This is a genomic window from Veillonella sp. 27098_8_77, from assembly GCF_041431535.1.
Lineage (GTDB): Bacteria > Bacillota > Negativicutes > Veillonellales > Veillonellaceae > Veillonella.
The window spans coordinates 1-12,835 of sequence record NZ_JAPVXW010000004.1 but is presented as its reverse complement, the minus strand read 5'-3'; the positions used below and the strand labels follow the sequence as shown (position 1 = coordinate 12,835).

Below are 12,835 nucleotides of genomic sequence, written 5' to 3'. Positions count from 1 at the left end.
ATGATTCAATTTGCTTCTAGACGTTTCAATACCGCAAGCGGTAAGCGCTGTTGCAACTGTAATCGTATTCGGTACTATTAGTGAACATTATTTCAGTTTCAATACCGCAAGCGGTAAGCGCTGTTGCAACTACTATTCTTGAAGTCTGTGATGTAAATGCAGAGGGTTGTTTCAATACCGCAAGCGGTAAGCGCTGTTGCAACTGCACACTTGCATTGGTGTGCCTTTAGGAACTTTATTGCTGTTTCAATACCGCAAGCGGTAAGCGCTGTTGCAACGTCTTGTAGAAGCCTTTCTGAAAAACTTTTTTGAAAGTTTCAATACCGCAAGCGGTAAGCGCTGTTGCAACTATAAAGATGCGGCTATTTTTAGACATAAAAAGCCAGTGTCGTTTCAATACCGCAAGCGGTAAGCGCTGTTGCAACTAGTGTGGGAGAAAGAAATGGACGCTATGGCAGCCGTTTCAATACCGCAAGCGGTAAGCGCTGTTGCAACCCCACTATCAATTAAATATTTACGTAAACCTTTATCAGACTCGTTTCAATACCGCAAGCGGTAAGCGCTGTTGCAACTCTTCGACAGTGCCATTATATTCGACCTGAATTTTCTCGGTTTCAATACCGCAAGCGGTAAGCGCTGTTGCAACCGTAACAGTAGCAGGTCAAAGCTACGTAGGTCAAGGTGTTTCAATACCGCAAGCGGTAAGCGCTGTTGCAACTTGATGAAGAATACTGGGACTATGATGGCCCAGCATATTTTTGTTTCAATACCGCAAGCGGTAAGCGCTGTTGCAACGAAAATTATCTCTGGAAGATCTTCTTTATGCAAATGCGTTTCAATACCGCAAGCGGTAAGCGCTGTTGCAACTGGACACGTACCTAACGGTGTCTTAATCAGAGAGGCAGTTTCAATACCGCAAGCGGTAAGCGCTGTTGCAACGATGATGAAGACGCTGATCCAAGATTTCAATCAGACGCAGTTTCAATACCGCAAGCGGTAAGCGCTGTTGCAACAGCAGGGTCTGGAAAGCCAGTATTTATGCGGTTCCAAAAGCTAGTTTTGGAAAACCTCAAACCATAAACGGTAAATTTTCTCCGCATTAGGTCCTAAAGTGTCTAGAAACCTAGGTAAATACTGGTGGAAAACCTTTTTTCTAAGGATACTGTAATTATAAGGTTTTTCTGAAATTACGTCAATATGGAGGGAGGTTTTCCAAAAGGGTTATTTTTTATAAAATATAGGTATTTACTGGATTTATCACTATTTTCAGCATTTTTAGAGGCTAGAAAACCTCAAACTATTGATGATAGCTATAATGATGGCTATCAAAATCGCAATAAAGACCATATATAACAACATATAAATAAATTAATAATCGTTAAGCCTGCGGGATGAACAAGAATTTATATTGCCCGCCTCAGCGGGGCTTTAAAGGAGGTAAAATTTTATTATTCATTCCGAAAGGAAAATCTATTTATATTTGAAAGGAGAAAAATCATGACTACTCTTTGTTCCTACCCTTCAGGCTTAACTTGTAGACTCATTATATCCACAAAAGAGAGATTGTTGTAATCAATAAAACTAGGAAGAAAAGAAGCCTTAAAAACATCTGTATGAGATGCATCTAAGACTTCTTTCATTCGGAGGTATATATCATGAACATTTTACAGTTCTAATATATCTATATATACTATTTATTCTTTAATAGTACACGTACTTGCCCAAGCCCTTGGCTAGACAATCTACCGACACCACAATGTTGACCAAAGAGTGCCAAAATAGTGATGAGTTGGTTCTCCTCTGTACTTAACTTAGCTAGATTAAAGGTAAAGCCACCAACAAATCCGGTGTACCCTCGATCACGACCAAAGTAAATCCGTTTTGTCTGACCTTCCCAATCTGACAATATAACGCGTTCACACAGTTCTTTGATACGTGGTTTATCCAATACATCCTCTACATCACCAGCATTCCATTTATCGACAATGGAGGCAAAGATAAGCTCTGCTGTGGGAAATGTAATATCACCATGCGTACCATTAAACATGGTAGGCATTAAGAATTCAAACTCAATTTTGCGTGCTGGTTTAGATTCTAATCGCCATTGAACCAAATCGAGAGTATTTTCTTCATATAGTGGCAAGTCAAAAGGTGCTTCATAGTGAACATCGACAATCGTTGTTTGTAAAGGACCGATTTGTACACGCATAGATTCTAAAACTTCTTCTAAGACATACCACAAATCACGATGCCACACATTAATTCTTAGATAAAGAATATCTCCTTTTTGAATCACATAATCACGACGGCGATGCTGATAATCTAGCCCCACTGTGAAAGGCTTTATGCCAGACATATCATGCCAATAGACGCCTGCCTCTTCATCAATGGAACTGATAAGAGAAAAGACGGCAGCATGAAGGAAACGGCCAGGAAGTTCAGGTAGAGCACCTGAGTTTTGAGTCCGTAGTGTAAAAATAATAGTACCTAACATTATTTAGACCATTTTTCGATAAAGAATTTTGGCATATCGAGTTTACTACGGTATTTAATGCGATCATCCATTTTATTGTTCTTAATGGTCATCATAGATATACCTTCAGTCCAATTTTTAGCCGCATTTGGACCATTAGCAATGTTCCAATCCATCATCCTATGTAAATCATTTAACATTTCCTTATAAGAGGACAAGTGAGACCCCAACGCATTATCTCGATATTGAGTGAAGGCTTGAATAAACTCACTATTGATAGGATTGCTACTACCAGTATTCCACGTATCACCAGCAAATAGATTAGCATAACGCTCTTGTCCATCAAGCAATGTTACTTTAGATTCTAATTTAATGCTGCCAAAACCAATGGATTTCCCCATACCAATCTTGTAGTAAGTGCGGCGATTATCCCCAGAGTAAGAATCAAGATTCAACGTCATTAATAGTGCACCTAACTCAACATCACTAAGACAGTTAAAATGAATACGGCTTGTAAAAGTAACACCAATATCTACTGGTCGAATCTTACGTGTACCCTTGATGGCCTTCTCCTCCTGTGTACGAGTCCAAGCTTTTGCCTTTGCAAGAGGTTGATGCCAATACATTTTGTATCCGCGTAAAGAAGTATCTTCATGCCCCCAGTGATTATATCTAACATGATCATCTACATCTTGTTCCAAATATAGTTGAAAAGATGTTGGGTTAGGTCCCATCAATGGATGTGGATATTCGGATTGACACATTCTAACAGGACCAACTACGTGTCCGTCAGAGAAGCATAAACGACCTGCCCAATTATCACCATAACCAAAGACACTATCACATAGATCAACACCATTGTTATGTTGTTTTAATGTACTTGGTAAATGATCACTAATCGTTAAATCATAAGCAATACGATAGAAACGACCATGACCAAAGTGCACGACGACACCATCTTTCTCAGTAAAGAAGCAAGATACTACAAATTTAACATCATTGCACCGTGTATAACTTTTTGCTGCTTCCCCAGTTTTACCTACTTTTTTATCCAACAGATTCAATGTGCCACGATTTTTATCATCAGCATAGCTATCAAGACAATCCTGTAAAATTGGGATTCGTTGACCCTCAAAATTGCCTGGACGTGTAATACGCATATAAGACATCTTGGAATTCATTTTACCAGTATGAATATTTACATACTTATCAGTCCAATCAATAGATGGTCTATCCTTCTTTTTCTGCATTTCATAATCATCAGTATAAGACATCTTTTTAGATACACTAGGAACAGCAAAGTAATTATTATTCACAGTTTGAATAATAAATCCCGGTGTTGCTTTTGTTGCAGCCTTTTCTTCGCCTCTACCATTTTTTTCTGATCCTACCATGCGAATGGCATAGTAATCTTTAAGAGAATTTATAGAGCTTGCAAAATCACGGAAATATAGATGTCTATCTTCAAAATCACCTAGGCCCGAGCCACGTTGATACGGTCTAAAACTACTAGCAGTAACAATCTTGAATATCTGTTTAACCATCCCTTTAAGACTAGCACCAGGAATTGTCGGATTATTTGGCCCACCATAAAACTCAAGTGGTGTTGTCTCATCTTGTTTAGACGGACCGCCAATAAATAGAGGGGTTTCAGTAGTAAGGGTAAGATCAATATAACCAGTGTGACTACCTTCTTGTTTCACATGTTTACAGTATGCATTTAATACATCACTTGTAACCCCTTCTAAATTACCATTATAAAATTCGGCAGGAATTACTGTATTAGGTAGGCGTATAAAGTTATATGCTGCACTCGCTGGTTTATCAGGGTACTTATTATTCCCACCACGATTGCCCCTATTATTGACATAGGAATTATCTCGACGGTTATTTTGGTTATTATAATTGCGTGGATACCCTTGTTGACGGCCATTATTTTTAGTCTGTTGATTTACAAAATCTTGACCATTAACTTTTTCCATTCGAGCACGACTGGCTTTCATTCTATCAGCCATTGTTTTTGCCATACTAGACCTCCTTATCTACAATTTTGACATATCGATAATCCGTATAGCTCGCTTGATGATTATCTAAATAGCCAATATAATTACGTGTCGTCAAATAGCAATATGGTTTAGTTGTTAATACAGGAATAACTTGTAACAGTTTACGACCTGTATCTACTAAACTAGTAAATCCCTCTACCGGATTAAACTGTGCATAACCCGCATCATTTTCACCGATAAGGCGAGATGATGAATCTACATAAGATACAGATTTACCGGACTCATCATTAATATATCGATATTCTACATTCCCCTGTTGTACTGTGACACGTAACTCTTCAACCTCATTAAAGATACGCATTTCTTGTAGATATGTAACATCAACATCTGTTGTACCATCAGAAAACTGGAATCCACCTTGTTTATAGTAACCCCATTTTACTTCATGTACAGACCAAGTAATCACGAGACCGTCATGAGACATATGCTCTTGTACCACAGATTGAATATTTACATCAACTATAGAGCCACATATGCCGCTAGTTCGTGTATATACACCTTCATGGCTATGTAATTGTTTACTCATGAGCGCCCTCCTTAGCTTGCATTGCACCTTTTGTAGAGTGATGCAACGCTGTTACTAATGATTCTAATTTAGTTGCTTGTCCTTCAGTAACCTTACCAGCACCATCGATAACATAGCTTTCACCTTGATATTGAACAGTAACCAAATTACCTTTAATACGGCCATATCCGATTGTACGATTGGCACCTAATGTAATTTGCCCAGTCATTAAATCTTTAACTAAAAGCATTACAAGACCCGCATCACTATCTTTACAATTTTTAACAGTCATACGTAGTGGGAATATCAATTTATTTCCTTTTGTATTACGTACAGGATAATCTTGGAACAAGGCCCCATTCATAGCACCACCAGTAAAGCGATCCACACGAATACGTGGCTGTTCCTCTTGTGTGAAGGATTTATCGAAGTACACTTCATCAACCATAACACGACCTTTACGGCTTTCTTTGGTCTTATCTTTACTATAACCAAAAAGATTATCTATCATCGTCTTATCAATACCTAATACATCTAATATACGACCACAATGATGACGCAACACACCTTTTATGGACGTACCTGGAATAAAGAGCGATACAGATCTGTCTTCCCACGCTTCTTCAAAGATAGATTTAATAAGAACTGTATCTTCCAAATAGCATTCCATATCAATCACAAGATCATTATCAGCGACCATACGATGCTTAGGAATGGCAATAGAAGATCCAGACTTGCGTAATAACCATGCCTTTACATGCTCAGCCTTAGTAAAATCATAGTGTTCTAAAGAAATATCCTTACAAGCTACACGGCCAAGGCCATTAACCGTACGAGCACCGATAGCTACTCCATTTTTAAGCAAATTAGCTAATGCTACGAGAGCTTGCTTAATCTTATCCTCTTTACCTTGATGACATTGTCGAATAATACAGTCAATACGTAGTTGACCTGTTGCACCAGACTCGATTACTTCAAAATCATATTTAGCACCATCTTCGGTAACACCTCGTACCTCATCAATGCGAATGCCATCACGTACAACAATATTCGTATTATCTAACGGAATATCATTAATTTGTAATGCACTTTGTGTTCCTTTATCATCAATGGAACCAAATAATGCGAATTCCGATGCTGGCTCAAGATCTTGAATAGCTTGACGCAATACACCGGCTAAAGATGTACCTGGAATAAATGGTTGACCATCATGATAGGTTACCACAATATCATCTACCGTATCATTTAAAATATCATTACTTACACCAGCCCGAATAATAAGTGGACTTGTGAGCTTGACAGTACCAGTTAGAGTGTACCGCCCCATTACACTTGCAGAGTTTAACATATGACGGTCCTCCTTACTTAATCTTTCTAATATGTCTAAAGAAATATGTCCAATATTCGTAGGCTACAATATTTGAAAGTTTATGTTTATTAATACCTACCATATCGACTAATTCAGCAGGAATCTCGTAATATGTACCACTTTCACCAGATTTAGCCAAACAAGCTGCCACTAATGTATTAGCATCAAAATCAATGATATAATCCATCAAATTAACACGCTTAGTTTCGCTGGTTGTATACGCATGTTCTAAATGAAACTCTCTCAGATTTTTTTCTAGAACCTTTTTATCCTCTTTTGTTTTAGCTACAAATGCTTGTAGTTGCTCATGGCCACAATTGTGATCAGTACCCAGTTCAGCTAATAGTACAGATGCAAAATGTCTAGAGATAGACTTGGTTTGCATAGTACGTTTAATATACGTATTTACATCATGTGCAGCACGTAAACGAGCATTTAAAATGACTTGTTTTTCTAGTACTTTTTTAGCTATGCCTTGTGTTGATGTATGTAAAGATGTAATTTTAGCCGGAGTTACCTTGCCTAATTTCACCATCTTAAATTCACCAGGCATCCATAAGCGCCCTTGTCCATAACCTTCTTGTAAACGTGTTCCTATGCCGTTATATAAGAGGTCTTGTAATTTAGCTAAATCGTCTTGAGACCAACCAGATGGTTTTACTAGTTCGATAGTGCTACCTGCAGATGCAGCAGACTCACTAGCGCTGCGAACACCCCAAATACTATTAAAGTTTTGTTCCTCTTGATAGGATGCAAATATAGCCCCCAAAGAAATGTCAGATCCAATTGTTTCTACAGAACGATTTACAACAGTGGCAATAGATTCATTACCTAATAATAATGGTGTATGAAGTCGTACATAGACAGAATTACCATTACATACAGATGATGGCACAGATTCAACATCACCAATTTCTACTACACAATGGCCATATTCGGTGCGACGGGAACGACCAATATAGCAATCTAACTTCGTAGGAAATTGACGAACAAAAGCATCTAAAGACGCTTTAGGACCAATAACAGCCCCTACAAACACTTGATTTGGTTCTAAATATTCATAATTAAATATATTTCCCTCTTTACTACGCCCTTGTACACGTTCTTGCTCTAAAGAGCGAGACATATGTAGTTTGATTGCCGTTTCAATTTGTACTTGGCTACATTCCTTACCATCTTGGACGATAAAACCTTTAACACCTTTAAATCCAAGCAAATTTTTACCTGTATAAAAATCGACTACATCATCACTCTTATAACCTTCTGCATTTTTGCACTTTTGTAGGCTCAGTGGTGCAGGAAAAGATGTACCTTTTACAGTATCTTTATAGGCCGAAACAAATCGTAAATCACCATAGAATAGATCCATAAACTCTTGGTTCTTATGTGCTTCTTTACCAAGTTTATGAGAACTAATAAACTGAGAAGCAAAAATGCCGCGCAAAACTCGACCGTCAATAGAACCACGTGTAGATGTCAATACGCCAGCCGTAGAGGAATTCGCAATCAGCGTTGGGGATTTAACAGTAATCGTAATCTTTACTTGTTCCATAGCTTACCCCCTAAAGTTTCTAAATCAAAAGCTTTATCATCAATTGTACACTCAACTTGACCAAAACCGCGATTCCGTTTTCCACCGATACCGGTCAAATTGCGTACAGCACAACTCAAAATGAACCCTTCTGTATCAGTCATATCCATTACATCGATTTTCCCTGTGAACGTAAGGCCACGATTAAGAACTCGTGAATTATGTAATGTACCTTCAACAGTAGAACCGGTTTCTTTATCGATAGATGTGTAGTAACGCATCGATGTATACTCTTCTAAAACACGTTCCTTTGTAAATACCGTTGGATGTTGTTCCTCTAGGATTGCTAATTCACTAGCCACAACATCATAATCTTCAATATTCAGATTAGAAATAGACAATCTAGGATTATCCTCTGCACTTTCAAGTCGATTAAATAATCCCTTTACATCATCAATGGTGAAAGCCCCCATTCCTGCAGCATCCATCATTTCTGCTACTTCAAGTGCGCTTTCATATAAAACACCACGTACACGTTTAGCAGAAATAAATGGGATTCCGTAACGATCATGGACGATGGTGCTATCCGTGTTGACGTCGCCTTGACCAGACATAAGCATCGTTGGCGACAATAATTTAATAGTTAATGTGTACATACTTACTCCAATCCAGGCAAAATATAATCCATTAATTCAATTGCATCTACATAGGGCGTACGCATTTTATTATCAACCTTGGCCCATAGTTTTTCGCTGAAAGCGTTCCAACTAGCTACTTTCGGCATTGATTTACCTGTATTTCGTAATTGTTCAAGGAATACAGTCCACATATGTTCATTATCTTGTAATACAGAACGTAGCTCTTTCACTTTATTTTTAGCCATCACAGTCCCCTCATTAAATTGGGTTGTACAATCTAATAATTGAACTAATGCTTCCATATCATTAGTTGCATTTTTATCTGTTGCACCATATACACGATAAGGTCCATAATGCATATTACCTGTTAGACTACTGTATTCATTAGCAAAGAACTGCTCTAATGTAGGTGCAGTTTCACCATGAAGGAATGCAAAATCCATCCAACAAGATTCATTTACCTTATTTTTTTCATTGTATGCACGCATCTTGGACTTTGCGCTATCACACAATTGTTCCGCCATTTCATAACCTCTAAAGAAAGGATATGATGTTGGAATTACGGCGATACCTGCACAAGAAGAAATAGACATGCCATTCGCATCACTCAATAATTGTTGCATCAAATAATGTGAAGCTTGTACCGCAATCCGCGCATTACAAATAAAAGTAATATCATCACCACCAACGATGATTGGACGAATTGGCAACATATTTTCAGCTAACTCTAGATGTTCATCAAGAATATCGTATTTAGCAATAATCCATTCTACTAAGGCCTTAAAGCTTTCCAATGTCTTAGTTGCTACACGTTTAGATAGAGCACTTCTTTCTTCTAAGGTCTTACATTCTCTAAAATGTGCCCCCATATTATTCCCATCAATATGAACAATGGCAATATCATTGATGCCAGTTTTACTCTTTTCAGTAGATTTATTTTGACCTAAGTCTTCAAGTTCAGATGGGAATACCCAATCAATAGCTTCAGTATTAAATAAATCTTTTTTGAGTCGTGTATTTGCAGCCTCAAAAGCTTCAAATTTAGATGTAAAAGATGTCGCTACTAAGCGTTTGTCATTACCAAAACTTTGAACTGTATCAGCTACATCGCCACTAAAATCACAAATACTGGTCAATCCTGTATTAGCAAGGCGAACGATAGGATGTAAAGTAAATTGATTTTCTTTTAATTGTTTATATAGTTTACCTAGATCAGTAGAAAATGCTGTCCCCTCAAGAGAGATAGTACCGCTTGTGGCACCGACCTTTAATCCAGGATATTGAACTAATACTTTAGAGGTAAATTTCTTTACGATTTCCTCAGTAAGTTCTTTATGCTCATTATCTATTAAAACAAGAGCATTACCACCACCAATATAGGCAACATAGACAGGTTTAGATAGAGATGTAATACTATCACTACGTGTCAACCACGATGTAGTATCAACCTCTACACCAAGTTTTTCAATGATGTCTGCACATAGTACATCCTCAAACAATCTATCCACAATATACGAAGCCCCAACATTGGCTTTTAGTTTATTGTTTGCAAAGATGTATTTTTGTATGGACTGTACATCAAACAAAATAGCATTAACTTGCATAGGCTCACTCCTTAACTACAAACAACTACGATTAACGAATATATTCCCGAAATTGGACGAACTGAAAGTTAATCCTTTTTTCGTTTATACCATTATGTGAAAACTCCTCTACAACACGCTCGCTAGTGGCAGCTAATACAGTAATCCCTACAGCCAGTAGTCTTTCAACTAGCGCATGACAATAGACAAATTCCCCTTGGCACAATACAGCAGACGGATGCAAGGCAATGATGCGACCCGCATATTCTTGAGCGAGGTCCATCACCTCATCAGATGATGCCTGTGGATCAATACTAGGAAATGGTAAATCTATAACCTCCCCATATTGATGCGCTGCAGCAAGTTGTTCCTGCGACCAATATTGCGACAAATGGTTTGTATGATTAATAAACATAACCGCCCCTCTCTTTATGAAATTTTTCGATGCAAATTCATTCTTTATTCATGTTTTAATCATATCAAATTATGAGAAAAAAATCACTTATAAAAATACAATTTATATATATTTTCTAATCGGTTATATTCCATTTAAATTTATACTTTTCACGAATATGTTAGATATACTTAGCCCCCTTAAGTATCAAATATATATTCATACATTATGCAACGCGATCATTTTCTGTAGATTGTAAATATACCATAAATGAGTTTACTTCTCTTTGAATCCACTGCCGAGGTGTTATATCACCAAACCGTGTAACAGGCGTGGTCATATATTCTTCATATAGTTGAATCCATTTTTTATTCGATTCCTTTGCCATATAGCAACCTCGCTCAGATATATCGAAATCCGAAACATTAAACCTATGCGTATTTAAGACTTTCAAAATAAAACGATCAATAACCTCTTGTCGCAATAAGTCCATTACATCGTAAACAAAACTATCCTTGCGATTGTTTGTACTATGAAGCACTCCGATACGCACATCAAGTCCAGCTGTGACTAGACAAGCCCTGACCTCACGTTCAAGAAATGAATACCCATAACTAAGAATAGCGTTCACTGGATCTGGACTAGGATGACGTTTCCGACCAGAAAACTCCCAAGGATTAGACAATATTGCGCCCCACACGGAAAAACATGTTTTAGATGCGAGACCTTCAATGCCTCGAAGCCCGTCAATCGTTCTCGTACGCTTAATGCGATTCAACAATCTTTCCAATGTACTACGTACAAATTCATACTTTGGTATATTTTTAGTTTTATTATATCGATTCAATAGGGATAGTTGCGCTGCTACCTTTCGTTGCACGATATATTTAGCACCTCGCAATGCAAAGGTTTCATCTTGAAAGTTCTCTGCCTGCCACAATAGTTTGGATAAGGTTGTATGTTCATCCCCTAAGGTACCCACCACATTGTATTTATAATCTACAAATTGAATCAACGAACCTTGCTTTACTAAGGAGAAAATAACTTGTGTAGAGATTTGTACTGTTCTCCCCAATACAAGATTACCCACTGTTGCCATAGGCAATTCTTTTAACACTTGATGATCCTGTTCTAACACTAATAGTCCGCCATCTTGATGGATGGATACCCCCGGCGTCGTAACATATATTGTTTCTACCACAATCTAACCCTCCTATTTTCAATTAAATTATTAATATCTGCTCCTCTTGTAGCGGCAAAGATTCATTGCACCAAATAGGTGTTTTAGTCGTATCCGAAATAGAAACGATAAGCAGCCGCTTTGTTTCATCATTTCTTGTAAGCATTTCAAGCTGCTTTATAATCGTTTCTATGCGAATACGAGCATGAACACATAAGAACACACTATACTGCACTCGATAACAAAAGGATTCTAGATACTTAACCACCTTATTTCTAATTTTTGTATTTGAAAGATCATAGGAAATAAGATACTGCATAGAATCCTCCTTTCATTATCTTTTATCATTCTTATATCTACCTTTTACACCTCTTGTTCGTATCCTTTACTTACCATTTATAAGGGTGTCAATAATCATGTACAAAACTAAGCCTCCAAAAAATATTGCTAATATACTAGTCATTACACTATCCCCCTTATTACACAACAATCATAGATTCTGGTCTTTCACCATACTCATTGGCCTCTCTATCACCAGGCATTAATGCTAAACCAACTTTCACCAAAACCATAATCTTAGCCAAGGTTGGTACAAAGATGGCTACTATAGCAGCTGCAATATAGATATAGGCTAGATACGTTGGGCCATTCAAATCATGGATACGACGGGATGCGATTGCCAGCTCTCGAACTACAGAATAGGCGATGATAAGCCACCCAAGTACCCAGAAAAATTCGGATACGCGCTCCAAAGAAATCGATAAGCCCCCAAGATACCCTATGCCAAATATCATGAGTAGATTCATTACATAAGAACGACGATTCATACGACCTGACAAATACAACATTGCTTTTAGTTCTTCACGAAAATTTTCCATAGTACCCTCCTATCGATTTGATTCTGAAAAATCAACAAGTAACGCGAGTATCAACAATAACATAAAAACACTCATACCACACCTCCAATTAACACAACACATTTGATTAAGTTCATTATAGAGGGTCTAGGAAAAATAAGATAATCAGGAAAACTAGGAACAAAAAACCTTTTTTGCTCAGATTTATGTAGAAAAAGACCTATCCGTCTAGCTCGACA

General features: G+C 37.6%; 11 protein-coding genes and 1 CRISPR repeat array (1 of these 12 cut by a window edge). All 11 genes read right to left on the bottom strand.

The genetic code is table 11. The annotated features are described in order from the left end of the window. Positions 1 to 1,013: a CRISPR direct-repeat array (repeat unit 23 nt; unit sequence GTTTCAATACCGCAAGCGGTAAG) (it extends 412 nt beyond the left edge of the window). 677 nt (positions 1,014 to 1,690) lie between these two features. Continuing rightward, complete coding sequence (cas6, locus tag O3617_RS03480; RefSeq protein ID WP_371448699.1) at positions 1,691 to 2,494, bottom strand: CRISPR system precrRNA processing endoribonuclease RAMP protein Cas6; 804 nt, start codon at positions 2,492 to 2,494, stop codon at positions 1,691 to 1,693. Further along, the gene (locus O3617_RS03475) at positions 2,494 to 4,500 is read right to left on the bottom strand and encodes a TIGR03986 family CRISPR-associated RAMP protein (RefSeq protein ID WP_371448697.1); all 2,007 of its coding nucleotides are present in this window, start codon (positions 4,498 to 4,500) and stop codon (positions 2,494 to 2,496) included. Before O3617_RS03475 ends, cas6 begins: the two co-directional genes overlap by 1 nt. Before the next feature lies 1 nt (position 4,501). Continuing rightward, positions 4,502 to 5,065 carry a CRISPR-associated protein Csx19 gene (csx19, locus tag O3617_RS03470; RefSeq protein WP_371448695.1) on the bottom strand — a complete coding sequence of 188 codons (564 nt, stop codon included), beginning with the start codon at positions 5,063 to 5,065 and terminating at the stop codon, positions 4,502 to 4,504. Then, positions 5,058 to 6,392 carry an RAMP superfamily CRISPR-associated protein gene (locus O3617_RS03465; RefSeq protein ID WP_371448694.1) on the bottom strand — a complete coding sequence of 445 codons (1,335 nt, stop codon included), beginning with the start codon at positions 6,390 to 6,392 and terminating at the stop codon, positions 5,058 to 5,060. The genes csx19 and O3617_RS03465 overlap by 8 nt, the downstream gene beginning before the upstream one ends. A gap of 13 nt (positions 6,393 to 6,405) precedes the next feature. Beyond that, a complete protein-coding gene (locus O3617_RS03460) occupies positions 6,406 to 7,965 on the bottom strand; it encodes a hypothetical protein (protein WP_371448692.1) in 1,560 nt (519 codons plus the stop codon). Further along, entirely contained in the window at positions 7,953 to 8,600 is a 648-nt protein-coding gene (locus O3617_RS03455; RefSeq protein ID WP_371448691.1) for an RAMP superfamily CRISPR-associated protein, read from the bottom strand. The genes O3617_RS03460 and O3617_RS03455 overlap by 13 nt, the downstream gene beginning before the upstream one ends. 2 nt (positions 8,601 to 8,602) lie before the next feature. Then, positions 8,603 to 10,186 (bottom strand): hypothetical protein, encoded by a 1,584-nt coding sequence (locus tag O3617_RS03450; protein ID WP_371448689.1) that lies wholly within the window; start codon positions 10,184 to 10,186, stop codon positions 8,603 to 8,605. Between the two features lie 31 nt (positions 10,187 to 10,217). Continuing rightward, a complete protein-coding gene (locus O3617_RS03445; protein WP_371448687.1) occupies positions 10,218 to 10,580 on the bottom strand; it encodes a CRISPR-associated protein in 363 nt (120 codons plus the stop codon). 205 nt (positions 10,581 to 10,785) lie between these two features. Continuing rightward, positions 10,786 to 11,760 (bottom strand): CRISPR-associated endonuclease Cas1, encoded by a 975-nt coding sequence (cas1, locus tag O3617_RS03440; RefSeq protein WP_371448685.1) that lies wholly within the window; start codon positions 11,758 to 11,760, stop codon positions 10,786 to 10,788. 22 nt (positions 11,761 to 11,782) lie between these two features. Then, complete coding sequence (gene cas2 / locus O3617_RS03435) at positions 11,783 to 12,058, bottom strand: CRISPR-associated endonuclease Cas2 (RefSeq protein ID WP_371448683.1); 276 nt, start codon at positions 12,056 to 12,058, stop codon at positions 11,783 to 11,785. A gap of 160 nt (positions 12,059 to 12,218) precedes the next feature. Continuing rightward, entirely contained in the window at positions 12,219 to 12,617 is a 399-nt protein-coding gene (locus O3617_RS03430; protein WP_371448681.1) for a DUF805 domain-containing protein, read from the bottom strand. Between the last annotated feature and the right edge of the window lie 218 nt (positions 12,618 to 12,835).

Excerpts from the sequence above, each read along its gene's own strand:
- O3617_RS03475 (WP_371448697.1), bottom strand. The coding sequence starts at position 4,500 with ATGGCAAAAACAATGGCTGATAGAATGAAAGCCAGTCGTGCTCGAATG.
- cas2 (WP_371448683.1), bottom strand. The coding sequence starts at position 12,058 with ATGCAGTATCTTATTTCCTATGATCTTTCAAATACAAAAATTAGAAAT.
- O3617_RS03460 (WP_371448692.1), bottom strand. The coding sequence starts at position 7,965 with ATGGAACAAGTAAAGATTACGATTACTGTTAAATCCCCAACGCTGATT.
- cas6 (WP_371448699.1), bottom strand. The coding sequence starts at position 2,494 with ATGTTAGGTACTATTATTTTTACACTACGGACTCAAAACTCAGGTGCT.
- O3617_RS03465 (WP_371448694.1), bottom strand. The coding sequence starts at position 6,392 with ATGTTAAACTCTGCAAGTGTAATGGGGCGGTACACTCTAACTGGTACT.
- O3617_RS03455 (WP_371448691.1), bottom strand. The coding sequence starts at position 8,600 with ATGTACACATTAACTATTAAATTATTGTCGCCAACGATGCTTATGTCT.
- O3617_RS03430 (WP_371448681.1), bottom strand. The coding sequence starts at position 12,617 with ATGGAAAATTTTCGTGAAGAACTAAAAGCAATGTTGTATTTGTCAGGT.
- O3617_RS03450 (WP_371448689.1), bottom strand. The coding sequence starts at position 10,186 with ATGCAAGTTAATGCTATTTTGTTTGATGTACAGTCCATACAAAAATAC.
- csx19 (WP_371448695.1), bottom strand. The coding sequence starts at position 5,065 with ATGAGTAAACAATTACATAGCCATGAAGGTGTATATACACGAACTAGC.
- O3617_RS03445 (WP_371448687.1), bottom strand. The coding sequence starts at position 10,580 with ATGTTTATTAATCATACAAACCATTTGTCGCAATATTGGTCGCAGGAA.